The organism is Achromobacter sp. SIMBA_011 (genome assembly GCF_046535435.1).
Taxonomy (GTDB): domain Bacteria; phylum Pseudomonadota; class Gammaproteobacteria; order Burkholderiales; family Burkholderiaceae_B; genus Achromobacter; species Achromobacter dolens.
In genome coordinates this window covers 842,695-869,051 of the sequence record NZ_JAWRWN010000001.1, presented here as the reverse complement: position 1 = coordinate 869,051, position 26,357 = coordinate 842,695, and the positions used below count along the sequence as shown (strand labels likewise).

21 protein-coding genes are annotated in these 26,357 nt (G+C 69.6%); 15 read left to right on the top strand and 6 right to left on the bottom strand.

The genetic code is table 11. The features are described from left to right. Nucleotides 1-141: 141 nt before the first annotated feature. The 11 genes from SB816_RS04120 to lpdA all read left to right on the top strand — a co-directional run bounded on the left by SB816_RS04120 (nucleotide 142) and on the right by lpdA (nucleotide 12,240). Complete coding sequence (locus tag SB816_RS04120; protein WP_410546526.1) at nucleotides 142-942, top strand: shikimate dehydrogenase family protein; 801 nt, start codon at nucleotides 142-144, stop codon at nucleotides 940-942. Nucleotides 943-996: 54 nt separating this feature from the next. Beyond that, entirely contained in the window at nucleotides 997-2,232 is a 1,236-nt protein-coding gene (locus SB816_RS04115; RefSeq protein WP_006386229.1) for a branched-chain amino acid ABC transporter substrate-binding protein, read from the top strand. Nucleotides 2,233-2,372: 140 nt separating this feature from the next. Continuing rightward, a complete protein-coding gene (locus tag SB816_RS04110) occupies nucleotides 2,373-3,314 on the top strand; it encodes a branched-chain amino acid ABC transporter permease (RefSeq protein ID WP_006386228.1) in 942 nt (313 codons plus the stop codon). After that, entirely contained in the window at nucleotides 3,311-4,585 is a 1,275-nt protein-coding gene (locus SB816_RS04105) for a branched-chain amino acid ABC transporter permease (protein ID WP_410546525.1), read from the top strand. Before SB816_RS04110 ends, SB816_RS04105 begins: the two co-directional genes overlap by 4 nt. After that, on the top strand, nucleotides 4,582-5,334 hold the full coding sequence (locus tag SB816_RS04100; RefSeq protein ID WP_054419393.1) for an ABC transporter ATP-binding protein: 753 nt from the start codon (nucleotides 4,582-4,584) through the stop codon (nucleotides 5,332-5,334). Before SB816_RS04105 ends, SB816_RS04100 begins: the two co-directional genes overlap by 4 nt. Then, nucleotides 5,331-6,050 carry an ABC transporter ATP-binding protein gene (locus SB816_RS04095; RefSeq protein ID WP_006386225.1) on the top strand — a complete coding sequence of 240 codons (720 nt, stop codon included), beginning with the start codon at nucleotides 5,331-5,333 and terminating at the stop codon, nucleotides 6,048-6,050. Before SB816_RS04100 ends, SB816_RS04095 begins: the two co-directional genes overlap by 4 nt. Before the next feature lie 28 nt (nucleotides 6,051-6,078). Next, nucleotides 6,079-6,867 (top strand): SDR family NAD(P)-dependent oxidoreductase, encoded by a 789-nt coding sequence (locus tag SB816_RS04090; RefSeq protein ID WP_410546524.1) that lies wholly within the window; start codon nucleotides 6,079-6,081, stop codon nucleotides 6,865-6,867. A gap of 29 nt (nucleotides 6,868-6,896) precedes the next feature. Next, nucleotides 6,897-9,080 (top strand): thiamine pyrophosphate-dependent enzyme, encoded by a 2,184-nt coding sequence (locus SB816_RS04085; protein WP_175143387.1) that lies wholly within the window; start codon nucleotides 6,897-6,899, stop codon nucleotides 9,078-9,080. Beyond that, the gene (locus SB816_RS04080; RefSeq protein ID WP_054500501.1) at nucleotides 9,077-9,568 is read left to right on the top strand and encodes a VOC family protein; all 492 of its coding nucleotides are present in this window, start codon (nucleotides 9,077-9,079) and stop codon (nucleotides 9,566-9,568) included. Before SB816_RS04085 ends, SB816_RS04080 begins: the two co-directional genes overlap by 4 nt. Before the next feature lie 12 nt (nucleotides 9,569-9,580). Beyond that, on the top strand, nucleotides 9,581-10,834 hold the full coding sequence (locus tag SB816_RS04075; RefSeq protein ID WP_410546523.1) for a pyruvate dehydrogenase complex dihydrolipoamide acetyltransferase: 1,254 nt from the start codon (nucleotides 9,581-9,583) through the stop codon (nucleotides 10,832-10,834). 8 nt (nucleotides 10,835-10,842) lie between these two features. Continuing rightward, nucleotides 10,843-12,240 (top strand): dihydrolipoyl dehydrogenase, encoded by a 1,398-nt coding sequence (lpdA, locus tag SB816_RS04070; protein WP_175166998.1) that lies wholly within the window; start codon nucleotides 10,843-10,845, stop codon nucleotides 12,238-12,240. A 63-nt stretch (nucleotides 12,241-12,303) separates the two neighbouring features. Here the strand turns inward: lpdA and SB816_RS04065 are convergent, their stop codons facing one another. The 3 genes from SB816_RS04065 to SB816_RS04055 all read right to left on the bottom strand — a co-directional run bounded on the left by SB816_RS04065 (nucleotide 12,304) and on the right by SB816_RS04055 (nucleotide 16,226). Next, on the bottom strand, nucleotides 12,304-13,185 hold the full coding sequence (locus SB816_RS04065; protein ID WP_059272725.1) for a LysR family transcriptional regulator: 882 nt from the start codon (nucleotides 13,183-13,185) through the stop codon (nucleotides 12,304-12,306). Between the two features lie 234 nt (nucleotides 13,186-13,419). After that, nucleotides 13,420-15,285, bottom strand: a complete 1,866-nt coding sequence (gene ilvD, locus SB816_RS04060) for a dihydroxy-acid dehydratase (RefSeq protein ID WP_059272726.1) — start codon at nucleotides 15,283-15,285, stop codon at nucleotides 13,420-13,422. A 101-nt stretch (nucleotides 15,286-15,386) separates the two neighbouring features. Continuing rightward, nucleotides 15,387-16,226, bottom strand: a complete 840-nt coding sequence (locus tag SB816_RS04055) for an AraC family transcriptional regulator (RefSeq protein WP_410546522.1) — start codon at nucleotides 16,224-16,226, stop codon at nucleotides 15,387-15,389. A 469-nt stretch (nucleotides 16,227-16,695) separates the two neighbouring features. Between SB816_RS04055 and SB816_RS04050 the strand changes: the two genes are divergently transcribed. Then, complete coding sequence (locus SB816_RS04050) at nucleotides 16,696-17,733, top strand: 2-isopropylmalate synthase (protein WP_049076587.1); 1,038 nt, start codon at nucleotides 16,696-16,698, stop codon at nucleotides 17,731-17,733. On the opposite strand, the gene SB816_RS04045 is transcribed toward SB816_RS04050, so the two are convergent. Next, nucleotides 17,681-18,571 (bottom strand): LysR family transcriptional regulator, encoded by an 891-nt coding sequence (locus tag SB816_RS04045; RefSeq protein WP_054419409.1) that lies wholly within the window; start codon nucleotides 18,569-18,571, stop codon nucleotides 17,681-17,683. The two genes, SB816_RS04050 and SB816_RS04045, sit on opposite strands and share 53 nt — an antisense overlap. A 136-nt stretch (nucleotides 18,572-18,707) precedes the next feature. Between SB816_RS04045 and SB816_RS04040 the strand changes: the two genes are divergently transcribed. Next, nucleotides 18,708-19,256, top strand: a complete 549-nt coding sequence (locus SB816_RS04040; protein ID WP_049076590.1) for a GNAT family N-acetyltransferase — start codon at nucleotides 18,708-18,710, stop codon at nucleotides 19,254-19,256. Beyond that, nucleotides 19,253-20,434 (top strand): MFS transporter, encoded by a 1,182-nt coding sequence (locus SB816_RS04035; RefSeq protein ID WP_064527355.1) that lies wholly within the window; start codon nucleotides 19,253-19,255, stop codon nucleotides 20,432-20,434. The genes SB816_RS04040 and SB816_RS04035 overlap by 4 nt, the downstream gene beginning before the upstream one ends. Here SB816_RS04035 and SB816_RS04030 read toward each other — a convergent pair. Then, on the bottom strand, nucleotides 20,412-22,031 hold the full coding sequence (locus SB816_RS04030) for an EAL domain-containing protein (RefSeq protein ID WP_410546521.1): 1,620 nt from the start codon (nucleotides 22,029-22,031) through the stop codon (nucleotides 20,412-20,414). The two genes, SB816_RS04035 and SB816_RS04030, sit on opposite strands and share 23 nt — an antisense overlap. Before the next feature lie 339 nt (nucleotides 22,032-22,370). Then, entirely contained in the window at nucleotides 22,371-23,084 is a 714-nt protein-coding gene (queC, locus tag SB816_RS04025) for a 7-cyano-7-deazaguanine synthase QueC (protein WP_054500494.1), read from the bottom strand. A 173-nt stretch (nucleotides 23,085-23,257) separates the two neighbouring features. Between queC and ppc the strand changes: the two genes are divergently transcribed. Beyond that, nucleotides 23,258-26,104: a phosphoenolpyruvate carboxylase gene (ppc, locus tag SB816_RS04020; protein ID WP_054500493.1), complete on the top strand. Its 2,847-nt coding sequence runs from the start codon at nucleotides 23,258-23,260 to the stop codon at nucleotides 26,102-26,104. The last annotated feature ends 253 nt before the right edge of the window (nucleotides 26,105-26,357 follow it).

Here is a 26,357-nt window from a genome sequence, read left to right as displayed (position 1 = left end):
AACGCTTGCCCTATGATTTATCGGACAACTTAATAAAGTTGCCTGACAACTTGTGTTGAAAGCGTAAAGCAACTGGCGATTTCAGGCAAGCGGGTCGGAAAAACACGGCCAACGGCCGCATGACAGGCAGGGGACAACCAGGTGGAAATCACCGGCAGCACAACCGTATTCGCGATCGCGGCCGACCCGATCGCGCACGTCAAGACGCCCCAGCGGCTCAACGCCCTGCTGCGCGAGCGCGGCATCGACGCCGTCATGGTGCCGTTCCACGTGGCCGCCGCCGGCCTGCCCGGCCTGTTCGCGGGCCTGCGCGGTCTGGCCAACCTGGGCGGACTGGTGGTCACCGTGCCCCACAAGGAACGCGCCGCCGCGCTGTGCGACGCCCTCACCCCCGCCGCCGAACTGATCGGCGCCGTCAACGCCGTGCGGCTGCGCGACGGCTGCCTGACCGGCGGCAACTTCGACGGCCTGGGCTTCGTCGCCGGCCTGCGCGGCCAGGGCCATGAGCCCGCCAGCCGCCACGTCTACCTGGCGGGCCTGGGCGGCGCCGGCAAGGCCATCGCCTGCGCCATCGCCGAGGCCGGCCCGGCCAGCCTGCGCCTGTACAACCGTTCGCGCGGCAAGGCCGAGGCGTTTGCCGAGCGCCTGGCGCGCCACTATCCCGGCCTGGCCATCAGTGTGGCCGGCCCGCGTCCCGAGCCCTGTGACATCGCCATCAACGCGACCACCCTGGGCCTGGACGACAACGATCCCCTGCCCTTCCCGCTGGATGCCCTGGCGCCCGGCGCCGTGGTGGCCGACGCCGTCATGAGCCGTGTCGACACGCCGCTGCTGCGCGCCGCGGCCGCACGCGGCTGCCGCACCCATCCCGGCCTCTACATGCTGGAAGGACAACTCACCGAAATTGCCCGCTTCCTGGGCATAGAAGCGCCGCATTCCTAAGCGCGCTTGCTTGATTCACGGACCTACCACTCCCGTTCCACGGAGGAGACACGCATGAAATTGGCTTTCACCACCGGCCTGTTGTGCCTGGCCGGCATTGCCGCATCGGCCCAGGCCGCGCCCGTCAAGATCGGCCTGATCGAGACGCTGTCCGGCCCGCAGGCCTCGACCGGCCTGATGTTCCGCGCCGCGGTCAAGTACCAGTTGGACCGCATCAACGCCGCCGGCGGCTGGAACGGCCAGCCGCTCGAACTGGTCGAGTTCGACAACCAGGGCGGCCCGGTGGGCGCCTCCGACCGCTTCCGCGCCGCGGCCGCCGAAGGCGTGCAGATCCTGGTACAGGGCTCGTCGTCGGCCATCTCCGGCCAGCTCACCGAGGACGTGCGCAAGCACAACCTGCGCAATCCCGGCAAGGAAGTGGTGTTCCTGAACGTGGGCGGCGAGGCCCTGGAACTGACCGGCCAGAAGTGCCACTTCTACCACTTCCGCTTCACCACCAACGCCGACCTGCGCGTCAAGGCGCTGGCCTCGGTCATGTCGGCCGACGGCACGCTGGGCAAGCGCGTCTACGCCATCAACCAGAACTACTCCTGGGGCCAGGACATGGAAGGCGCCACCGAGCGCTTCGCCAAGCAGTACGGCTATGAAGTGGTCGGCAAGACGCTGCACGAAGTCAACAAGATCCAGGACTTCGCGCCCTACGTGGCCCGCATCCGCTCGGCCAATCCCGACACCGTCATCACCGGCAACTGGTCCAACGACCTGCTGTTGCTGATGAAGGCCACGCAATCGGCCGGCCTGAAGGTGCGTTTCGCCACCGTGTTCCTGGACCAGGTCGGCAACCTCGCCAACGCCGGCGAGGTCGCGCTGGGCCACTACATCGCCCACCCCTACAACATCGAGGCTGCGGGCGAGGAAGGCGCCAAGTTCGCCGAGGACTACAAGGCCAAGACCGGCCACTACCCCAGCTACACCGAGCCGCAGACCGTGATCGGCATCACCTTCCTGGGCGAAGCGCTCAAGCAGGTCAAGCCCAAGGACGGCAAGCTGTCGGTGCCGGACCTGGCGCGCGCGCTGGAGAAGGTCACCTACACCTCGCCGCTGGGCACCTACACCATGCGCGCCGAAGACCACCAGGTGCAACTGCCGATGGTGGTGTCCAAGGTCGGCAAGAACGCCAAGTACAAGGCCGACGGCACCGACATGGGCTTCGAGCCGGTCAAGGTGCTGTCCGCCGCGGACGTGTCCGCGCCGGTGCAGGCCACCTGCAAGATGGTTCGCCCGGACTGATGATGACGCGACGGCCGCGGACGGCATGCCGTCCGCGGCCACTCGCCAATAAAAACGCTCACCGGCGCGGGGCCGGAAAAAACAGGGCGTGATCGATCGCCAGGCGCCCGGCGCCTGCGCGCAAGGATTTTGGAGCGGACATGGAATACTTTACCGTCTCGCTGTTGAACGGCGTGATTTACGGCCTGCTGCTATTCATGGTGTCGGCGGGCCTGACACTGATCTTCGGAATGATGGGCGTGCTCAACTTCGCGCACGCCTCGTTCTACATGATAGGCGCGTACGCCGCCTATACCCTGACGCCCGTCACCGGGTTCTGGACCGCGCTGGTGCTGGCCACCGTCATCGCCGGCGTGCTCGGCATGGGCGTGGAGCGCTTCTTCCTGCGCCGCGTGCACAAGTTCGGCCACGCGCAGGAACTGCTGGTGACCTTCGGCCTGGCGTTCATCGTCGCCGAGCTCATCAAGCTGTTCTACGGGGATTTCCCGGTCGACTACCGCGTGCCGCAGTTCCTGAACTTCGCGGCCTTCCGCGTGTTCGACGCCGACTATCCGTTCTACCGCCTGCTGATGGGCGGCGTGTCGCTGGCGATGTTCGCGGTGATCTACCTGCTGCTGTCGCGCACCCGCGTCGGCATCGTGGTGCGCTCGGCCATCTATCGGCCGCGCATGGCCGAAGCGCTGGGCCACAACGTGCCGCTGGTGTTCATGAGCGTGTTCGGCGTGGGCGCGGCGATGGCCGGCCTGGCGGGCGCGGTCGCGGGCGCCTTCTACACCACCAATCCGAACATGGCGCTGGAACTGGGCGTGCTGGTGTTCGTGGTGGTGGTCGTGGGCGGCCTGGGCTCGCTTGAAGGCGCCATGATCGCCTCGCTGCTGATCGGCCTGATCAGCTCGTTCTCGGTCGGCATCGACGCCAGCCTGGCGACGCTGTTCGGCCTGTTCGGCGCCGGCGAGTGGGCCGAGAGCGTGGGCGGCCTGATGACGGTGAAGATCTCCAGCCTGGCGGCGACGCTGCCGTTCCTGCTGATGCTGGTGGTGCTGCTGGTCAAGCCCTCGGGCCTGAAGGGAGAACAGGCATGAACCAGACTTCCTCGCGCCGCGCCACCGCCGGCCTGCTGTTGCTCGCCTGCGTGGCCGCGTTGTGCGCGCTGCCGTGGCTGCTGCCCGCCGGCCAACTGGTCGCGGCGGTGCAGATGCTGATCGCGGCGCTGTTCGCCTGCGCCTTCAACCTGCTGGCCGGCCAGGGCGGCATGCTGTCCTTCGGCCACGCGGCCTACTTCGGCGTCGGCACCTTCGCCACCATCCACGCCATGAATGCGCTGGGCGGCGCGGGCCTGTTGCCGACGCCGCTGATGCCGCTGGCCGGCGGCGTGGCCGGCCTGCTGTTCGGCCTGGTCGCGGGCTGGTTCGCCACCATGCGCGCCGGCGTGTACTTCTCGATGATCACGCTGGCGCTGGCCGAGCTGCTGCACGCGCTGGCGCCGCACCTGAAGGGCGTGTTCGGCGGCGAGGCCGGCCTGTCGGCCATGCGCATGCCGGCATGGGGCTTCACCTTCGGCTCGGACGTCGAGGTGTACTTCCTGGTGCTGGCCTGGGTGCTGGTGTCGCTGGCCGCGCTGTATGGCCTGACCCGCACGCCGCTGGGCCGGCTGACGCTGGGCCTGCGCGAAAACGCCAACCGCCTGCGCTACCTGGGCTACCGGCCGCACACGCTCAAGACCATGGTGTTCGCGCTGTCGGCCATGTTCGCCGGCATCGCAGGCGGCCTGCAGGCATTGAACATCGAGGCCGGCAACTACGTGCTGTTCGAGGTCAAGCTGTCGACCGACGCGGTGCTGTTCGCCTACATCGGCGGCGTCAACGCCTTCCTGGGACCGGTGCTGGGCGCCTCGATCCTGACCTTCCTGTCGCAGACGCTGGCCGACATCACCCGTTCCTGGCTGCTGTACCAGGGCATCCTGTTCGTGCTGGTGATGCTGTTCGTGCCGGACGGCCTGGTCGGGCTGGTGCAGCGCGCCGCCAGGTCGCTGCGCCAGCGCGGGCTGGCCGACTGGCTGCCGCGCTCCGCGGTGTCCGTCGCCGGCGGCCTGCTGCTGACCGGCGCCACGGTGTTCTCGGTGGAACTGCTGCAACGCATGTTCGCGCGCGACTACCGCTCGCTGCTGGCGATGAACCCCGATGCCGGCTGGCCCGCCATTTCCCTGTTCGGCCACGACTGGGCGCCGCTGGCGCTGTCGACCTGGCTGCTGCCGCTGGCGCTGTTCGCGGCGGGCCTCCTGGCCTGCCGCTGGGCGCTGGCCCTGTGGCGCGGCGAGGCCGAGGCCGCGCCCGTGCTGGAGACCGCGAAATGAGCCACGAGATCCTGACCCTGACCGACGTGCGCAAGTCCTTCGGCGACGCGCAGATCATCCGCGGCGTCAACCTGAAGGTCGAGGCCGGCGAACGCCACGCCGTCATCGGCCCCAACGGCGCCGGCAAGTCCACGCTGTTCCACCTGATGTCCGGCTCGTTCGCGCCGACCTCGGGCGACATCAGCCTGCGCGCGCGCCCGATCGGCGGCCTGCCGCCCGAACGCATCAACCGCCTCGGCCTGGCGCGCTCGTTCCAGATCACCAACGTGTTCCCGCGCCTGTCGGTGCGCGAGAACCTGCGGCTGGCGGTGCTGCGCATGCACGGCCTGGTCTACAACTTCTGGCGCCCGATCGCGCGCCACCGCGCCGTCAACGAGAACGTCGACCAGTTGCTGGAAAAAGTGCGTCTGGCGCCCAAGCAGCACACCGCCGCGGGCGACCTGAACTACTCCGAGCAGCGCTCGCTGGAAATCGGCATGACGCTGGCCTCGCGGCCCAAGGTGATCCTGCTGGACGAGCCGATGGCCGGCATGTCGCAGCACGAGGTCGACTACACCGTCGAACTCATCAAGGACGTGACGCGCGACTGCACCCTGCTGATCGTCGAACACGACATGCAGGTGGTGTTCTCGCTGGCCGACCGCATCAGCGTGCTGGTGTACGGCGAGATCCTGGCCACCGGCACGCCCGCCGAGATCCGCGGCGACGCCCGCGTGCGCGAAGCCTACCTGGGAGAGGAAACGGTATGAGCATGCAATCCCCCCTGCTGGCCCTGCAAGGCGTGCACGCGCACTACGGCAAGAGCCACATCCTGCACGGCATCGACCTGACGGTGGGCCGCGGCGAAGTGGTCAGCCTGCTGGGCCGCAACGGCGCCGGCCGCTCCACCACCATGAAGAGCATCATGGGGCTGGTGGACGTGACGGGCGGCCGCATCGCCATCGAAGGCCGCGACATCACCAACAAGCGGCCTTTCGAGATCGCCCGCGCCGGACTGGGTTTCGTGCCGGAGGAGCGCGAGGTGTTCGCCAACCTGACGGTGGACGAGAACCTGCGCATGGGCGAACAGCCCGTCCGGCCCGACGCGCCGGCCTGGACCATCGAGCAGATGTTCGGCTATTTCCCGCGCCTGAAGGAACGCCGCAATACCCGCGCCGGCAACCTGTCCGGCGGCGAACAGCAGATGCTGACCATGTGCCGCTCGCTCCTGGGCAACCCCAAGGTCATGCTGATCGACGAACCCACCGAGGGCCTGGCGCCCAAGATCGTGGAAGTGATCGCCGACGTGATCCGCGACATCCACCAGCGCGGCGTGTCGGTGGTGCTGGTCGAGCAGAAGCTGACCATCGCGCTGAAGGTCTCCACCCGCGTGAGCGTGATGGGCCATGGCCGCATCGTTTTCGAAGGACCGCCCGCGCAGTTGCATGAGCGCCAGGACGTGGTCCAGGAATGGCTGGCGGTCTGACCGCGGCCCTATCTGTAGAGGCAAGCACTTGGACAATACCCCTGAAGTACGCCACGCCGACCTGCGCGGCAAGAACGTGGTGATCACCGGCGGCGCCAAAGGCATCGGCTACGCCACGGCCGAGGCGTTCGTGCGCCAGGGCGCGCGGGTGGCGCTGCTGGACATGGACCCGGTAGCGCTGGACGCGGCCGTGGCCGGGCTGCGCGCGGCCGGCGGCGAGGCCCTGGCCGCGCAGGCCTCGGTCACCGACGCCGAGGCGGTCGAACGCGCCTTCGCCCAGGTCGAGCAGGCCTGGGGCGGCATCGACGTGCTGGTCAACAACGCCGGCATCTCGGCCAACAAGCCGTCGCTGGAAGTCACCCCCGAGGAATGGCGCCGCGCCGTCGACATCAACCTGACCGGCGTTTTCCTGTGCGCCCAGGCCGCCGGCCGCCGCATGGTGCCCAAGGGCGAGGGCTGCATCATCAACCTGGCCTCGATGTACGGCGTGGTGGCCGCGCCCGACCGCGCCGCCTATTGCGCCACCAAGGGCGCGGTGGTGCTGCTGACCGAGACCCTGGCGGTGGAATGGGGCCCGGCGGGCGTGCGCGTGAACGCGCTGGCGCCCGGCTACGTCGAGACCGACCTGGTGCGCGACCTGGCCGCGCGCGGCCGCCTCGACCCCGAACGCCTCAAGCAGCGCACGCCGCTGCGGCGCCTGGCGCGGCCGGCCGAAATGGCCGACCTGGCGGTATTCCTGGCGTCCAGCCAGGCCGCCTACATCACCGGACACACCCTGGTGGCCGATGGCGGCTGGAGCCGCTACAGCTACCTCTGACCGCTTACCTACATTCTGGAGATTCACTCATGGCCACCTACCAACCGCTTGGTTCCCAGGCGCCCTGGCGGCAACTGACGGTCGAGGCCTCGGACTGGCAACAGGCCGACCCGGCGCTGCTGGCCACCATGCTGACGCAACTGCACTGGATCCGCGCCTTCGAGGAAGCGGTGCTGGACCTGGCCGCCGAAGGCCTGGTGCACGGCCCCGCCCACTCGTCGGTGGGCCAGGAAGGCGGCGCCGTCGGCTCGGTACTGGCGCTCGGCGCCGGCGACCAGATCAACGGCTCGCACCGCGGCCACCACCAGTTCCTGGCCAAAGCGCTGCAACACGTCGCGCCGGCGGGCCTGGACCCGCGCAACCCGCTCACGCCCGCCATCGACGAAGTGCTGCACAAGACGCTGGCCGAGATCATGGGCCTGGCGCAAGGCTACTGCCGCGGCCGTGGCGGCAGCATGCACCTGCGCTGGCTGGAAGCCGGCGCGCTCGGCACCAACGCCATCGTCGGCGGCGGCGTGCCGCTGGCGGCCGGCGCGGCCTGGGCCCACCGGCACGCCGGCACCGACCGCGTGGCCGTGACGTACTTCGGCGACGGCGCCGTCAACATCGGCTCGGTGCTCGAGACGATGAACCTGACCGCCGCGTGGAAGACGCCGCTGTGCTTCTTCATCGAGAACAACCGCTACGCCGTGTCCACCACGGTCGAGGAATCGACCGCCGAGCCGCGCCTGTCGGCCCGTGGCCAGGCCTTCAACATCCCGGCCTGGCAGGTCGATGGCATGGATCCGCTGGCCGTGCACCTGGCCATGTCGGAAGCCGTGGCGCACATGCGCGCCGGCAACGGCCCCACCATCATCGAGGTGGACGTCTACCGCTTCTTCCACCAGAACGGCCCCTTCCCCGGCAGCGCCTTCGGCTACCGCAGCAAGGAAGAGGAAGCGCAATGGCGCCGCCGCGACCCGCTCGACAAGATCGCCGCCGAGATGATCGGCCGCCAGTTGATCACCCAGGCCGAGGTCGACGCCCTGCGCCAGCGCTGCAAGGACGTGATGAAGGACGTGTCGGGCCGGCTGACCGAGGCCACCGACGGCGGCAAGCGCCGCGTGCGCGCCGACCTGTGGCCGCGCCCCGACTTCCGCGACGTGGGCCTGCGCAGCGACGGCTCGGAACTGGCCGGCCTGCGCTACCAGGACGCCGCCGACCCTGCCGGCGCCCGCGTCGAGCGCAAGTTCGTGGACGCGGTGGCGGATGTGCTCGACCGCCGCATGGAAACCGACCCCGGCGTGGTGGTGCTGGGCGAGGACGTGCACCGCCTGAAGGGCGGCACCAACGGCGCCACGCGCGGCCTGAAGGACAAGTACCCCGATCGCGTGCTGGGCACGCCGATCTCCGAGAACGCCTTCGCCGGCCTGGGCGGCGGCCTGGCCATGGACGGCCGCTACAAGCCGGTGGTGGAATTCATGTACCCCGACTTCATGTGGGTCGCGGCCGACCAGATCTTCAACCAGATCGGCAAGGCCCGCCACATGTTCGGCGGCGACATCGACGTGCCGTTCGTGCTGCGCACCAAGGTCGCGATGGGCACGGGCTACGGCTCGCAGCACTCGATGGACCCGGCCGGCGTGTTCGCCACCGCGCCGGGCTGGCGTATCGTCGCGCCGTCCACGCCGTATGAGTACATCGGCCTGATGAACACCGCCCTGGCCTCCAAGGACCCGGTGCTGGTGATCGAGCACGTCGATCTCTACGCCTCGTCGGGCGAGGTTCCCGACGGCGACCTGGACTACGCCATTCCGTTCGGCAAGGCGCGCGTGCGCCGCGCCGGCTCCAAGGTCACGGTGCTGACCTACCTGTCGATGGTCAGCCGCGCGCTCAAGGCGGCGGAGGAAACCGGCGTGGATGCGGAGGTGATCGACCTGCGCACGCTGGACCGCGCCAACCTCGACTGGGACACCATCGGCGCCAGCATCCAGAAGACCAACAACGTGCTGATCGTCGAACAGGGCGCGCGCGGCACCTCGTACGGCGCCATGCTGGCCGACGAGATCCAGCGCCGCTACTTCGACTGGCTCGACCAGCCGGTCAAGCGCGTCACCGGCGGCGAGGCCTCGCCCAGCATCTCCAAGGTGCTGGAACGCGCGGCCTTCGCCGACACCGAGGAAGTCATCGCCGGCCTGAACGACGTGCTGGCCGACCTGGGAGAACGCGCATGACGGCCGCCCTGCGCATGAGCGTGCCGATGGAAGTCGGCATCTGCTGCGCCGACCTGGACGCGCTGCTGGCGTTCTACACCGAGGTGGTCGGCCTGACGCTGGTGAACCGGGTCAGCGTGCCGGCCGACAAGGCCCGCGCCACCGGCCTGACACCGCATGGCTACGACGTGGCGCGCCTGCAGACCTCGTATGGCGAGCGCATCAAGCTGCTGCAGCCGGCCAGGGCGCCGGAGCCGGCGGTGCGAGGCGCCGCCATCCTGGACCGCCAGGGCAGCGCCTACCTGACCTTCATCGTGCATGACCTGGCCGGCACCGTCGAGCGCCTGCGGGCGCGCGGCGTGGTCTTCGACAGCGATCCGGCGCCGATGGAAGTGCGGCCCGGCACCTGGCTGGCCTTCTTCCGCGACCCCGAAGGCAATGTGCTGGAACTGGTCGAATACGACGACCCGGCGGCCTACCGGCCCGACCTGGCCGTGCGCACAGAATAGGACGAACTACACGTGGCACACCTTATCAAGCTCCCCTCCGTCGCGGCCGATGCCGACGCCGGCACGCTGCACCAATGGCTCAAGCAGGAAGGCGACACGGTCGCCGTGGGCGAGGCGCTGGCGGAAATCGAAACCGAGAAGGCAATCGTCGAGATCAACGCCGAACAGGCGGGCGTCTTGGGCCGCATCGTGGTGCAGGCCGGTCCGGCGTCAGTGCCGATCAACACCGTGATCGGCGTGCTGCTGGCGCCGGGCGAGGACGCCAGCGCGATCGACAAGGCGCTGGCGGAACACGGCGCGCAGGCAGCGGCCCAGCCGGCCGTGGCACAGCCTGCCGCAGCGCCGGCCGCGGCGACATATGCCGCGGCTACGCCGACGACCGCGACTTCGACGGCCGCGACGTCCGCCGTCGCGCCCGGCACGCGCCGCTTCGCCAGCCCGCTGGCGCGCCGCCTGGCCGCGCAATGGCACGTCAACCTGCTCGACGTGCAGGGCACCGGCCCGCGCGGCCGCATCGTGCGCCGCGACGTCGAGGCCGCGCGCGACCGCGCCCCCGTTGCCGCCGCGCCCCAGGCCAGCCGCGCCGCCGGCCGCCGCGTGCCGCATTCCGGCATGCGCCGCGCCATCGCCCGCCGCCTGACCGAAAGCAAGCAGCAGGTGCCGCACTTCTACCTGACGGTGGACTGCCGCATGGACGCGCTGCTGGCCCTGCGCGCCCAGGCCAACCAGGGCGGCGCGGTCAAGCTGTCGGTCAATGACTTCATCGTGCGCGCCGCCGCGCTGGCGCTGCGCGAGGTGCCCGAGGTCAACGCTAGCTGGCACGAGGACGCCATCGAATTCCATGCCGGCGCCGACATCAGCGTGGCCGTGGCCACCGACGGCGGCCTGGTCACGCCCATCGTGCGCGACGCCGACGTCAAGCCGCTGTCCGCCATCGCCGCCGAGATCGTCGAGCTGGCCGGCCGCGCCAAGGTCAATCGCCTGAAGCCCGAGGAATTCACCGGCGGCTCGCTGACGGTGAGCAACCTGGGCATGTACGGCATCAAGCAGTTCGCCGCCATCATCAACCCGCCGCAGGCCGCGATCCTGGCGGTGGGCGCGGCCGAACGCCGCCCGGTGGTGGACGACAATGGCGACCTGAAGGCAGCCACCGTCATGACCGTGACGCTGTCGGCCGACCACCGCGTGGTGGACGGCGCCGTCGGCGCGCGCTGGCTGGCCGCCTTCCGCGCGCTGATCGAAGCCCCCGTGCGCATCCTGCTGTGAGCCCCGCCATGACCAAGACTTCGTTTGACCTGGTGGTGGTGGGCGGCGGCCCCGGCGGCTACGTGGCCGCCATCCGCGCGGCGCAACTGGGCCTGTCGACCGCGCTGGTGGAACGCGCCGAACTCGGCGGTATCTGCCTGAACTGGGGCTGCATCCCGACCAAGGCGCTGCTGCACAGCGCCACCGTGCTGCGCGCCTGCCGCGAGGCCGACCAGTACGGCGTGACCGGCGCCGGCGCGGCCCAACCCGACCTGGCCGCGATGGTGGCGCGCTCGCGCAAGGTCGCCGGCCGCCTGGGCCAGGGCGTCACGCACCTGATGAAGAAGAACGGCGTGACGGTGTTCGCCGCCAGCGCCCGGCTGGCCGGCGGCGGCCGCGTCGCGCTCGACAACGGCGCCACGCTGTCGGCGCGCCACATCATCCTGGCCACCGGCGCGCGGGCGCGCGAGCTGCCGGCGCTGCCGGTGGGCGAACGCGTCTGGACCTATCGCCAGGCGCTGACGCCGCCGGCGCTGCCCAAGTCGCTGCTGGTGGTGGGCGCGGGCGCGATCGGCGCCGAGTTCGCCAGCTTCTACCGCGCGGTCGGCGCGCAGGTGACGCTGATCGACATGACCGCCGAGATCCTGCCGCAGGAAGACGCCGAGATCTCCGCGCTGGCGCGCAAGGCGTTCGAAAAGCAAGGCATCCGCGTGCTGACGCAATGCGCGGTCAAGTCGTCCAGCCTGACGGCCACCGGCGTCAAGGCCGTGCTGGAGCAACAGGGCAAGCAGATCGAGCTGGAGGTCGAGCGCGTCATCGTCGCGGCCGGCATCGTCGGCAACGTCGAGAACCTGGGCCTGGAGCAGACCCGCGTGAAGGTGGAGAAGACCCACATCGTCACGGATGGCCTGGGCCGCACGGCGGAACCGGGCGTCTACGCCATCGGCGACGTGGCCGGCGCGCCGTGGCTGGCGCACAAGGCCAGCCACGAGGCGGTGCTGTGCGTGGAAGCCATCGCCGGCCTGCCGGCGCACGCACTCGACCCGCTGCGCATTCCCGCGTGCACCTATTCGCATCCGCAGGTCGCCAGCATCGGCATGACCGAGGCCCGCGCCCGCGAGCACGCCAAGGCGACGGGCGGCGAGATCCGCGTCGGCAGGTTCACCTTCGTCGGCAACGGCAAGGCCATCGCCATGGGCGAGGACCAGGGGCTGGTGAAGACCGTGTTCGACGCCAAGACCGGCGAGCTGCTGGGCGCGCACATCATCCACCCGGAGGCGTCCGAGCTGATCGCCGGCTACGGCGTGGCGGCGGCGCTGGAAGCCACCGAGGAAGACCTGATGCACAGCGTGTTCGCGCATCCGACGCTGTCGGAGACGCTGCACGAATCGGTGCTGGCGGCCTTCGGCCGGGCGCTGCACGGCTAAGGCCCGTGGCAACGCGCCAGGCGTCTCGCGTGGACCGTCCTCGGCCGCGCGGGGCGCCCCGCTTCACAAGCGGCTGGCGAAGAAATCCAGGAAGCAGGCGATGCGCCGCGACAGCTGCGTGTTGCGGTAGTACACCGCATGCATCGGCTGCAGGTAGTCGGTGTGCAGGTCTTCCATGATGCGCACCAGCCGCCCTTCGATCAGATCGTCGCGCGACACGAAGTCCGACAGGCAGGCGATGCCCACGCCGCGCAGCGCCAGGTGGCGCTGGGTCTCGCCGCTGGACGTGGCCAGCGTGGGCGTGGCCAGATAGGTCGAGCCGCCCGCGTGGCGCAGCGGCCAGACGTTCAGGCTTTCCGGCTGGGTGAAGCCCAGCAGTTCGTGCCCGGCAAGATCCTCGACGGTGCGCGGCACGCCGCGCCGCGCCAGGTACTCGGGGCTGGCCATCAGCCAGCGCGGACGCGGCCGCATCGGCCGCGCATGCAGCGTGGAATCGTTCAACGGCCCCATGCGCAGGGCCACGTCGGTGCGGTGCTCGATCAGGTCGACGATGCGGTCGTTGCTGGTCAGCTCCAGCGAGATGGCCGGATACTCCCGGCGGAAGTCGGCCACGTGCGGCACCACGCAATGCAGCATCACCGGCACCGAGGCGTCGACGCGCAGGCGGCCGGCCGGCTGCTGGTTGACGATGCGCATGCACTCTTCGGCCTCTTCCAGCGACTGTACGATCTGGCGCGCCTTCGGCAGGAAATGCGCGCCCTCGGCGGTCAGCTCCATGCGCCGCGTGGTGCGATTCAGCAGCGTCACGCCCAGGTCTTCCTCCAGGCGCGACAGGCCTCGGCTGACGCCGGAGGCGGTCTGGCCCAGCATCTCGGCGGCGGCGCTCATCGAACCGGCGTCGACCACGCCCAGGAACAACCGCAGGGCTTCGGAATTGAGCGCCATTTTTGACTCCGGATCACAAGTAGCGGAATTTTATAGCGCGCTGCTGACGCAATGTCGCGGTGGCCCGGCCGATGACAGGGTTATCCGCCAAACGCGCGGGCAGCGATTCGGAGCCGGCATGAGGTGGCAAAAAGGACAGCGGCGAGGGTTGCTGCGCGCTGCCGCCGGCGCGGCGCACGCCAAAAAAAACGGCGCACGCGGCGCCGCTTTTTCACTGCATCGACCGCCGGCCGATCAACGCTTCTGCTTGAGCTGCGACAGATCGCGCACCGCGCCGCGGTCGGCCGAGGTGGCCAGCGCCGCGTAGGCCTGCAGGGCCTGCGACACCACGCGCTCGCGGCCCACCGGCAACCAGCCGCCATCGGCGCGCGCGTTCATCGCGGCGCGGCGGCGGGCCAGTTCCTCGTCGGACACGGCCAGGTGCATCTTGCGGTTGGGGATGTCGATCTCGATGGTGTCGCCGTCTTCCACCAGGCCGATGGTGCCGCCCTCGGCCGCTTCGGGCGAGGCGTGGCCGATCACCAGGCCCGACGAGCCGCCCGAGAAGCGGCCATCGGTGAACAGCGCGCAGGTCTTGCCCAGGCCCTTGGACTTCAGGTACGACGTGGGATACAGCATTTCCTGCATGCCGGGGCCGCCCTTGGGGCCTTCGTAGCGGATCACCACCACGTCGCCCGGCACGACCTTGTCGCCCAGGATGCCTTCGACAGCGTCGTCCTGGCTTTCGAACACGCGCGCGCGGCCGGTGAAGACCCACTGCGATTCATCCACGCCGGCAGTCTTGACGATGCAGCCCTTCTCGGCCAGGTTGCCGTACAGCACGGCCAGGCCGCCGTCCTTGGAGTAGGCATTTTCCTTGCTGCGGATGCAGCCGGTCTTGCGATCGGTGTCCAGCGTCAGGAAGGTCGCGTCCTGGCTGAAGGCCACGGTGGTGGGAATGCCGCCGGGCGCGGCGCGATAGAACTTCTGCGCCGCTTCGCCGGCGCCGCCGGCCACGTCCCATTGCGCGATGGCGTTGCCCAGCGTGCCGCTGTGCACGTTGCCGCAGGACAGGTCGAGCAGGTCGGCGCGCGCCAGTTCGCCCAGGATGCCGAGGATGCCGCCGGCGCGGTGCACGTCTTCGATGTGGTACTTGTCGGTGGCCGGCGCGGCCTTGCACAGGCACGGCACCTTGCGCGAGATGCGGTCGATGTCGGCCATGGTGAAGTCGACGCCGGCTTCCTGCGCGGCGGCCAGCAGGTGCAGCACGGTGTTGGTGGAACCGCCCATGGCCACGTCCAGCGCCATGGCGTTCTGGAACGCGCTCTTGGTGGCGATGTTGCGCGGCAGGACCGATTCGTCTTCCTCGACGTAGTAGCGGCGGCACAGGTCCACCACCAGGCGACCGGCCTGCTCGAACAGGCCCTTGCGCCAGGCGTGCGTGGCGACGATGGTGCCGTTGCCCGGCAGCGCCAGGCCGATAGCCTCGGTCAGGCAGTTCATCGAGTTGGCGGTGAACATGCCGGAACAGGAGCCGCAGGTCGGGCATGCGCTGCGCTCGACTTCGGCGACATCGGCATCCGACACGTTGGGATCGGCGGCCTTGATCATGGCGTCGATCAGGTCGATCTTGGCGATCACCTTGCCGTCGGTCGGCGACTTGACCTTGCCGGCTTCCATCGGACCGCCGGACACGAACACCACCGGAATGTTCAGGCGCATCGCGGCCATCAGCATCCCCGGGGTGATCTTGTCGCAGTTCGAGATGCAGACCATGGCGTCGGCGCAGTGCGCGTTGACCATGTATTCGACCGAGTCGGCGATCAGTTCGCGCGACGGCAGCGAGTACAGCATGCCGCCGTGGCCCATGGCGATGCCGTCATCGACCGCGATGGTGTTGAATTCCTTGGCGACGCCGCCGGCGGCCTCGATTTCCTTGGCGACCAACGCGCCCAGGTCGCGCAGGTGCACGTGGCCCGGCACGAACTGCGTGAACGAGTTGACCACCGCGATGATCGGCTTGCCGAAGTCTCCGTCCTTCATGCCGGTGGCGCGCCACAGGGCGCGGGCGCCGGCCATGTTGCGGCCGTGGGTCGAGGTGCGGGAACGGTAGTGCGGCATGATCTTGTCTCAGGCGATTAGCGTGGGCGGCAAAACGGTAAATAATACGCTGGTTCCGGCCGCCAGCGGCCGCAGGCCGCCCCGAGGCCACGCCGCGGCCATCAGGCGGACGCCGTGCCGCGCGCGGCGAAGGCGCTGGGCGGCTCGCCCAAGGCCTTGCGGAACATGGCCGCGAACGCGCTGGGACTGTCGTAGCCCAGATCCAGGGCCACATCCAGCACCCGCTCGCCGCGCGCCAGCCGCTCCATCGCCGCCAGCAGCCGCGCCTGCTGGCGCCAGCGGCCGAAGGTCATGCCGGTGTGGCGCAGAAACAGGCGGTGCACCGTCTTGGGATCCACCCCCAATTCCCGCGCCCAGTCGGCCGCGCCCGCCTGGCGCTCGGGGTGGCGCACGATGGCGCGGCAGATGCGCGCCAGGCGCGGCTCGGACGGCTGCGGCAGGTGCAGCGGCAGCACCGGCTCCTGTTTCAGCTCGTCCAGCAGCAGCATCATCAGGCGGCCGTCGCGGGTGCCGGGCTGCCATTCCAGCGGCACCTCGGCGGCCGCCACCATCAGCTCGCGCAACAGCGGCGAGATCGACAGCACGCAGCATTCGGTGGGCAGGTGCGCGGCCGCGCCCGGCTCGACGAACACCGTGCGCATGCGCGGTTCGCCGCTCATGCGGATGGCGTGCGAGACCCAGGCCGGCACCCAAACGCCGCGCGTGGGCGGCACCACCCAGATACCGGCGTCGGTATCCACCACCATCACGCCCGAGATGGCGTACACCAGTTGCGAGCGGCGATGGCGGTGGCGACGCACGCGATGTCCGTCCTCGTAGTCCACCGCCAGGGCCGCCACCGGACGCAGCGAGGACTCGTACGGAAACAGGTCCAGATCGGCGGGCTTGCGCGATCGGGAGGCGGCGGGCGATTTCGGTTTGTCCATTTCTCGATGATTCATGTCCAACCGGCGGTAGACGGTCTTTTCCAGTGTACCTATCCTGCCCGCCATCCCGTCGATTTCCCTGTCGTCCGCGTTCCGATCATGCCTCTTGCCTGCCATTGCCCCGCCGCCCGCTGCGCCGCCTTGCGCGGCCGGCGCGCGCGCATGGCCGGGAAATCGGACGCCCTCACAGCCGCGCGCGCGGTCCCGGACACCCGGCGCCTTTGCGCCAACGCGCGCCCCGCCGAGCCGCGCCGGCGCCTTTACGCCCATACCCGCCTCGTCCCGAGCTGCCGCGCCCTTCGCGCCCACGCCGCGGCCGCCGTCCTGCCGACGCTACGACTAGCGCGCGGTTGCCGGGCCTTGCGCCCCGTGGCCGCCCGGCAGCCCCGGGCCCTCTGACGGGCCCGTCCGCCACCTCCCTTGCCCGACCGCCGCCGCAGACCGGCGGCCCCAGACGCCGCGCGCCGCGCGGCCGGAGGTTTTCATGCTCGACCATCCCCAACACAAATACCGCCCCGTCCAGCCCTTTTCCCGCGACTACGCCGAACGCCAATGGCCCGCGCGCCGCCCGAGCGCGCCGCCGATCTGGATGAGCACCGACATGCGCGACGGCAACCAGGCGCTGATCGAGCCCATGGACGCGGCGCGCAAGCTGCGCTTTTTCGAGCAATTGGTGGCCGTGGGCCTGAAAGAGATCGAAGTCGCGTTCCCCTCGGCCTCCGACACCGACTTCAATTTCGTGCGCAAGCTGATCGAGGAAAACCGCATTCCCGACGACGTCACCATCGAGGTCCTGACCCAGTCGCGGCCCGATCTGATCGAACGCACGTTCGAATCACTGCGCGGCGCGCGCCGCGCCATCGTGCACCTGTACAACCCGATCGCGCCGCAATGGCGCCGCATCGTGTTCGGCATGAGCCGCGCCGAGATCAAGGAGATCGCGCTGGCCGGCACGCGCCAGATCCGCGCCCTGGCCGACGCGCATCCGGAAACGGAGTGGATCTACGAGTACTCCCCCGAGACCTTCAGCCTGGCCGAGCTGGACTTCGCGCTGGAGGTCTGCGACGCCGTCAGCGCGATCTGGCGCCCGACGCCGGCAAACAGGATGATCATCAACCTGCCGTCGACGGTGGAATGCACCACCGCCAACGTCTATGCCGACCAGATCGAATGGATGCACCGCCGCCTGGCGCGGCGCGACAGCATCGTGCTGAGCGTGCATCCGCACAACGACCGCGGCACCGCGGTGGCCTCGGCGGAACTGGCGGTGCTGGCCGGCGCCGACCGCGTCGAAGGCTGCCTGTTCGGCAACGGCGAGCGCACCGGCAACGTCGACCTGGTGACGCTGGCGCTGAACCTGGACCGGCAGGGCATCGCCAGCGGCCTGGATTTCACCGACATGGCGGCCGTGCGCGACTGCGTCCAGGCCTGCAACCAATTGCCGGTGGACGTGTTCCACCCCTACGCGTTCACGTCCGCAACGCCAGCAGCGCTTCCTGCAGGTGCCGCAGCCCCCGGCTGAGCGGCTTGTCGCGGCGCACCACCACGGCCAGCGTGCGCGCCAGGCGCGGCGTCAGGGAACGCACCGCCAGGCTGGCGCGCTGGCCCGCGCCGCTGACCGCCAGCCGCGGCAGCACCGCGCACGCCAGGCCGGCCGCCACGATTTCCTTCATGGCCTCGGTGCTGCCCAGCTCCATCACCGGCTTGGCCGCCACCCCTGCCGCGTCGAACCAGTCATCCACCAGGCCGCGGGTGCGCGCGCCCGGCTCGAACAGCACCAGCGGCAACGCCGCCAGCGCCTGCGGCGTCACGGCGTCCGGCATTCCCAGCGGGCCGCGCGCCGGGAAGATCGCCACGAACTCGTCTTCCAGCACGGGCGTGGCCTCGATCATGCGGCCGGGCGCGGGCAGCGTCACCAGGCCGATGTCGAGCGTGTTGTTCTCCAGGCCGCGCAGCATGTCGGCGGTATTGCCGGTGCTGGCCACCACGTCCAGCGCCGGAAAACGCCGCCGCAGGCCGGCCAGCAGCGGCGGCAGCAGATAGGTGCAGGCGGTGGCGCCGGTGCCCAGGCGCACCCGCCCGGTCACTTGCGAAGCATGCGCCGTCATGGCCTGCTCGGCCCGCGCCAGCGCGGTGTCGATGGCGCGGATGTGGGTCAGCAGTTCCAGCCCGGCGGCGGTGGGCCCGGCGCGGCGGCCGACCCGCTCGACCAGCTTCAGGCCGAAGCGGCGCTCGAGCTGGCGCACCTGCAGGCTGACGGCGGGCTGGGTGATGCCGCCGCGTTCGGCGGCGGCCGAGAAACTGCCCAGTTCGATCACCTGCGCAAAGGTGCGCAGGGCATCCAGATTGAGTCCGCGCATGGCATCGCACCCCCTGCTTTATCCAAAGTTTTACTTATGAAAAGCATAATAGACCAAAGCTTTATTTATGCATGGGCTTGCGCCACACTGGCGGCTGGTTTTTCACCCGTCCGTTCCTTCCCACCGCGAACCCGCCATGCCGCAACCCGCCGCCCCCACCATCCTGATCCGCGACAGCGTGGATGCCGACCTGCCCGCCATCAAGGCCATCTACGCGCACCATGTGGAGCATGGCACCGCGTCATTCGAACTGGAACCGCCATCGATCCAGGAAATGCGCCAGCGACGCGCCGGGGTGCTGGAGAAAGACATGCCCTACCTGGTGGCCGAGATCAACGGCGAAGTGGTGGGCTACGCCTACGTCACCCCCTACCGCCCGCGCCCGGCCTACCGCCACACGGTCGAGGATTCGGTCTACGTCAAGGCCGGCCGCGCCGGCCTGGGCATCGGCGGCAGGCTGCTGGCCAGCCTGGTCGAGCGCTGCACCGCGGCCGGCTGGCGCCAGATGCTGGCGGTGGTGGGCGACAGCCGCAATGCCGCCTCGCTGGCGGTGCATGCGCGCCAGGGCTTTCACCCTGTAGGCACGCTGCGCTCGGTGGGCCACAAGCATGGCGAATGGCGTGACACCGTGCTGATGCAGCGCGCCTTGGGCGAGGGCGACAGCACGCCGCCGCAACGCCCATGATCCCGCCGCGCGCGGTGGTGTGCCTGGGGCTGACGCAACTGGTCGGCTGGGGCGTGACCTTCTACCTGATCGGCGCGCTGGGGCCGGACATGGCCGCCGACCTGGGCTGGGACCCGGCCACCCTCTACGGCGGCTTCTCCTGTGCCATCGTGGTCATGGCGCTGGTGTCGCCGCTGGCCGGCCGCGCGATCGACCAATGGGGCGGACATCGGGTCATGCCCGCCGGCGCCACGCTGGCGGCGGCGGGCTGCGCCGCGCTGGCCGCCGCGCACGGCCTGCCTGCCTATTTCGCCGCCTGGACGCTGCTCGGTGTGGGCATGCGGCTGTGTCTGTACGACGCCGCATTCGCCTCGCTGGCGCGCGCCGCCGGCCCCACGGCGCGGCGGCCGATGTCGCAGATCACGCTGTTCGGCGGGCTCGCGTCAACCGTCATGTGGCCGGTGGGCCATGCGCTGTCGGGCTGGCTGGGCTGGCGCGGCGCCGTGCTGGCCTACGGGGCGCTGGCGTTGGCGACCGTGCCCCTCTACCTGGCGCTGCCGCGCGCACGCTACGCCGCGCCGGTCCAGGCCGCCGGCCAGGGTGGCGCGGGCCTGACGCGCAACGCGTCCGAGCGGCGCCTGGCCGGCCTGCTGTACGCGGCGATCGCCATGCTCACCAACTTCCTGGCGGCCGGCAATGCCGCCCACCTGATCCCGCTGCTGTCGGGGCTGGGGCTGGCCAAGGCGCTGGCGGTCAATGTCGCCGCGTTGTGGGGCGTGGGCCAATTCGCCTCGCGGCTGGCCGACGTCGCGCTGGGATCGCGCCTGCACCCCTTGACCCTGACCCTGGCGGTGGCCGCCCTGATGCCGCTGGGATTCGTGCTGGCGCTGCTGTCGGGTGGCCAACTTGTCACCTTGGCCGCCTACGCCTTGCTCTACGGCGCCTGCAACGGCCTGCTGACCATCGCGCGCGGCACGCTGCCGCTGGCGCTGTTCGACTTCCGCAGCTACGGCGCGCTGGTCGGCGCCCTGCTGATCCCCAGCTTCCTGCTGACCGCCGCCGCGCCGGTGGCCTATGCCTACGTGATCGAGCGGCACGGCGCGCACGCCGCGATGGGCATATCGGCGGGCTTGGCCACGGCCATCCTGGCCGCGGCGCTGGCGTTGCGATGGCGCTTCATTGCCCGGACGCGGAGCTGAGCGGCGCGCCGCCATCTCGCAATGCCACGGCCGGCGCCACGCGCTCGCGGCCCCGCGCCATGTCGGCGCGGCGCCAGCGCTGCTCGGCGAGCGCGGTGGCCAGTTCATCGCCTGTGCCGGGCCGGAAAAACAGAAAGCCCTGCAGCAGGTCGCAACCGGCTTCGCGCGCGGCGCGGCAATGCGCCTCGGTCTCGATGCCCTGGGCCACGGTGACGATGTCCAGGTCCCGCGCAAGCTGACAGATCGAGGCCAGCACCTTCTGCGCCTCCGCCTGGCGCGCGGCATTCCAGACGATGGACTTGTCCAGCTTCAAGCCGGTCAGGGGCAGCGTCGACAGCCATTCGAGGTTGTTGTAGCCCTTGCCAAAATCATCGAGCCAGACCTGGATGCCGCGGCTGGTGAAGGCCTCCAGCATGGAGCGGATATCGGCGGATCCCGCATGCAGCGCCGCTTCCTCAGTGAGCTCGATGCGGATGTCGTCCGGCGCCAGGCCGCACGCGGCGATACCGCGCAGGACTGTGCCGACGACATCGCAGCGGGCAAAGCACTGCGGCGAGATATTGAGGTTCACCGCCGGCGCCGGCCCTTGCGCCGCCTGCCGCCAGCGCGCCTGGTCATGGGCGATGGCTTGAAGGCTCCAGTTGATCAGGGCCTGCGCCGCCTCGGGGGCGCCAGCTTCGCGCAACAGACCATCGATGCCCATGGTCTCGCCGCCCGTCGCGCGCCATCGCAACAGGGCTTCGGCGCCGACGATTTCCAGATCCGCGGCGGTGACGATGGGCCGGTAATGCAACTGCAGGCGGTCGCCCTGGATCGCTGCCAGCAGCGGCGACACGGCGCCTTCCTTGCGGATCACCATGGGTTCGTGGCTCGCGCCGCCGCCATCCTGGACCAGCGCGGCCGAGAATGCATAGCCCTTGCCGCGCAGGCTGCGGATCGGAATGGCCATGCCGGCGGCGGCGCCCTTGCGCTTGAGGCGGCTGATGACCAGGTCCAACGCGCGGCCATTGCCGGCAATGTCGAGGCTGGCGGCGGCGAAACCCGCGCGGCGGATGACGCGCTCGGGATGGCCATGCATGCCCTTGAGCACCGCGCGTTCCATGGGCGTGAGATTGACGACCGCCCCGCCGGGCGAGGCCAGCGTCCATTCGTTGTCGCACAGGCGCCAGCTTTGTTCCGCCACGGCGGGCTCGGCCGTCACGTCCGGCCGGCGCGGCGCGGAGGCTGCGGGCGGCTGGCACAAGGTCAGCTTGCGCTGCGCCGACTGGATCGCCGCCGCCACCTCGCTGTAGCTGATGTTCGCGCCATAGCAACTATCCGCGCCGGCCAGCAGCGCGTTGATCCGCACCGCGGGGCTTTCGATGTGGCGGATGGCGATGATGGTCGAGTGGGCGAAGCGCGCGCGCAGTTGGCCGATCGTGATGTCCAGGTCCCGCGGCAGGCACAGATGCACCTGGATTTCCCCGGCATGGCGCGCCGGCGCCGGTTCATGGAGCGATACGGGGTTCAGGACGAAACCGATCTGCTGGAGCGAATCGGTGATGCCTTGCTTGGCGAATTCGTTATCGAAAATAAGGATAATGCGCGACCGATTCATGATGATTGAGCCCTGGATAAAAACGCTTTCCATCGAACGGTATTGAAATGTTTTTTTGCATCTCCATACCTGGAACAGGGTCGCAAAAAAAGGGCGCTCAATCCTTCCTGTTGCCGCGTAAAGTCGAAAATCATTGAATTCTATTCATCTAAAAATGAATGGAATTCAATATATCGAAATAAAACTCACCGATGAGTGAAACGTAGCGACATGCGCGCGGCTACTGTGCCGGCGCAATCCGACGCCATTGCGGCGCGAGCCGGCAACGCGCCGCGGCGGGCCGCCGGGCGCTGTCAGAAGCGCGGGATTGTTGATGGAGGGGTGTCGCCGGCGGACAGCTCAAACAGCGCCCTGAGCCTGCCATTTGTCCCAGCCGGCGCGGCGCAGCTTGCAGGCCGGGCATTCGCCGCAGCCATAGCCCCAGGCATGGCGCGCGCCGCGCTCGCCCAGGTAACAGGTGTGGCTTTCCTCGACGATAGTCTCGACCAAGGCGTCGCCGCCCAACTGCTTTGCCAGCGCCCAGGTTTCGGACTTGTCGATCCACATCAGCGGCGTCTCGATGGTGACGCGGCTTCCCAACCCCAACCCCAGCGCCACCTGCTGCGCCTTGATGGTGTCGTCGCGGCAATCGGGATAGCCCGAAAAATCGGTTTCGCACATGCCGCCCACCAGCACGTCCAGTTGGCGCCGGTAGCCCAGCGCCGCCGCCAGCGTCAGGAACAGCAGGTTGCGTCCCGGCACGAAAGTGTTGGGCAAGCCATTTTCCTGCATCTCGATGGCGCGGTCGCTGGTCATGGCGGTGTCGCCCACCTGGCCCAGCACCTTCAGGTCGAGCAGATGGTCTTCGCCCAGGCGCGGCGCCCATTGCGGAAAGCGCGCGCGGATCTCGCGCAGCACGTTCAGGCGCGCATCCAGCTCGATGCGGTGGCGCTGGCCATAGTCGAACGCCACGGTTTCCACATGGGCATAGCGGTCCAGCGCCCAGGCCAGGCAGGTGGTGGAATCCTGGCCGCCCGAAAACAGCACGAGCGCGCGACGTTGGTGGTTCAGCATAAAAGGGGGTTTCTGCAAAGACTAAGGGATAGAGCCAGACTTTACCGCAGCCGGCCGTCTTCCCCGTAAGGAAGCCTGCGTAAAATCGGTGCCGTTCTCATTCATGGCTTCCCCCGCAGTGCGCATCACCTGACTCCTCCCTTTCTCCAGCAGCCCGACGGATCTCCCGCCCGATGAATGCCGCCCGCCCGCAGTCCGACCCCGCAGAACCCTTGCGTCACGATATCCGGCTGTTAGGCCGATTGCTTGGCGAGGTCATCGCCGAATGTGAAGGCAAACGCGTCTTCGACACCATCGAGACCCTGCGCCGCACCGCCGTCAAGTTCCGCCGCGAAGGCAATGCCGCCGACGGCAAGCTGCTGGAGCAGCGCGTCAAGCAGTTGCAAGGCAGCGATCCCAACTCGGTGGCGCGCGCCTTCAGCTATTTCCTGCACCTGTCCAACATCGCCGAGGACCGCGACCAGAACCGCAGCCAGCGGGCCCGCGCCCTGGCCGGCGACGCGCCCGCGCGCGGCAGCCTGCGCGACGCGGTGCAGACCCTGGGCCGCCACGGCGTGACGCCCGCGCGCATCCGCCGCCTGCTGGCCGACGCCTGCGTCATGCCGGTGCTGACCGCCCACCCCACCGAAGTGCAGCGCAAGAGCACGCTCGACGTGCATCGCGAGATCGCCGCCGCGCTGTCCCAGCGCGACAACCCGCTGACGCCGGAAGAACTGGCCGAACTCGACGCCGCGCTGCTCGGCCGCGTGGCCACGCTGTGGCAGACCCGCATGCTGCGCTACACGCGCCTGACGGTGGCCGACGAGATCGAGAACGCGCTGTCGTACTACCGCAGCACCTTTCTGCAGGTCATTCCGCGCGTCTACGGCGACCTGTCCAAGCTGCTCAACCGCGATGCCAAGCCGTTCGGCGCGCCGCCGCCGCCGCTGGAACCCTTCCTGCGCATGGGCAGTTGGATCGGCGGCGACCGCGACGGCAACCCGAACGTCGATGCCGGCACGCTGGAACGCGCGCTGCTGCGCCAGGCCACCGTACTGTTCGAGCACTACCTGCAGGAAGTGCATGCGCTGGGCGCCGAGCTGTCCATCACCACGCTGCTGATCGCGGTCGACCCGGCGCTGCTGGCACTGGCCGAGCACAGCGGCGACGACTCGCCGCATCGCAGCGACGAGCCCTACCGGCGCGCGCTGGTCGGCGTCTACGCGCGCCTGGCCGCCACCGCGCTGCGCCTGACTGGCCAGAACCTGGCGCGCCGCAGCACGGTCGCGGCGCAACCCTACGACACGCCGCAGGAGCTTTCCGCCGACCTGGCCGTCATCGCGGCCTCGCTGTCCGCGCATCATGGCGCGCCCATCGGCAAACTGCGCCTGGGAGGGCTGCAGCAAGCGGTCGAGGTGTTCGGCTTCCATCTGGCCACGGTCGACCTGCGCCAGAGCTCCGACGTGCACGAGCGCGCACTGGCCGAGCTGTTCAGCCGCGCCGGCGCCACCCGTGACGGCCAGCCGCTGGACTACCTGGCTCTGGACGAAGACGCGCGCGTGGCCCTGCTGCGCGCCGAACTGGCGCAGGCGCGGCCGCTGGCCTCGCCCTGGATCGCCTACAGCGAAGACACCACGCGCGAACTGGCGGTGTTGCGCGCGGCCGCCGCCGGCCGCCAGCGCTATGGCAAGCAGGCCGTGCGTCAGACCATCGTCTCGCACACCGAAACGCTCAGCGACCTGCTGGAAGTGATGGTGCTGCAAAAGGAAGCGGGCCTGATCGCGCCCGCCGGCCAGGACATCCCGCCAGAAGACGGCCTGATGGTGGTGCCGCTGTTCGAGACCATCCCCGACCTGCAGCGCGGCGCCGACATCATGGCCGCCTGGCTCGACCTGCCCGAGATCCGCGAGCGCGTGAAGCGCGCCCAGAACGGCGCCCAGGAAGTCATGCTGGGCTACTCGGACAGCAACAAGGACGGCGGCTTTCTCACCTCCAACTGGTCGCTGTACCAGGCCGAGCGCGCGCTGGTGGACGTCTTCTCCAGCCGCCACGTGCGCCTGCGCCTGTTCCATGGACGCGGCGGCTCGGTGGGCCGGGGCGGCGGCTCCAGCTTCGACGCCATCCTGGCGCAGCCGCCGGGCACGGTGGCCGGCCAGATCCGCCTGACCGAACAGGGCGAAGTCATCCAGAGCAAGTACAAGGACGCCGAGGTCGGCCGCTGGCACCTGGAGCTGCTGGTCGCCGCCACGCTCGAATCCAGCCTGGCGCCGCGCGCCGAGGCCACCAGCGCGGAAGACGCGCACATGGCGCAGCACGGCCCGGCCATGTCGTTCATGTCCGAGACCGCGCAGCGCAGCTACCGCGGCCTGGTGTACGACACGCCGCGCTTTGCCGAATACTTCTTCGCCGCCACCCCCATCGCCGAGATCGCCGGCCTGAACATCGGCTCGCGCCCCGCCTCGCGCAAGAAGGGCCAGCGCATCGAAGACCTGCGCGCCATTCCCTGGGGCTTTTCCTGGGCCCAATGCCGCCTGATGCTGACCGGCTGGTACGGCATGGGCTCGGCCATCGAGGCCTATCTGGAGACCGGCGCGCCGGGGGCGCCGCGCTCGCAGCGCGGCCGCCTGGCCCAGTTGCGCGAGATGGCGCGGGACTGGCCGGCCTTCCGCACCCTGCTGTCCAACATGGAGATGGTGCTGGCCAAGTCCGATCTGGCCATCGCCGCGCGCTATGCGCAGTTGGTGCCGCAGCGCGCGCTGCGCGAGAAAATCTTCGGCATGATCAGCGCCGAACACGCCCGCACCCTGGCCATGCTCAAGCTGCTGACCCGGCGCGAGCTGCTGGCCGACAACCCCGCGCTGCAGGCCTCGCTGCGCGAGCGCTTCGCCTACATCGACCCGCTCAACTACCTGCAGGTCGACCTGATCCGCCGCCACCGCGCCGCGCAGAAGTCGCCCGCCGCCGAGGCCGACGAACGCGTGCAACGCGCGATCCACCTGACCATCAACGGCATCGCCGCCGGGTTGCGCAACTCGGGGTGAGACAAGAGGGCAAAGCCGCGCCGGGGCCTCGCGCTCCGGCGCGCGCTTTGCCCCCATTCCATCGATTCGACCTTCCATGCAGCACGCGACGCGGCCTTCGCAGGCGACCTCGCGCACGCTCCGCACTGTCCATCTGACGAACGCCCCAAAACGGCCATTTGTCCACCCCCGGCAACTTTTAGTACTATCTTCGTCAGAAATTCTATATACGCACAAATGTTCGCATATAGAACACAACGATTTTTCTGGCCCG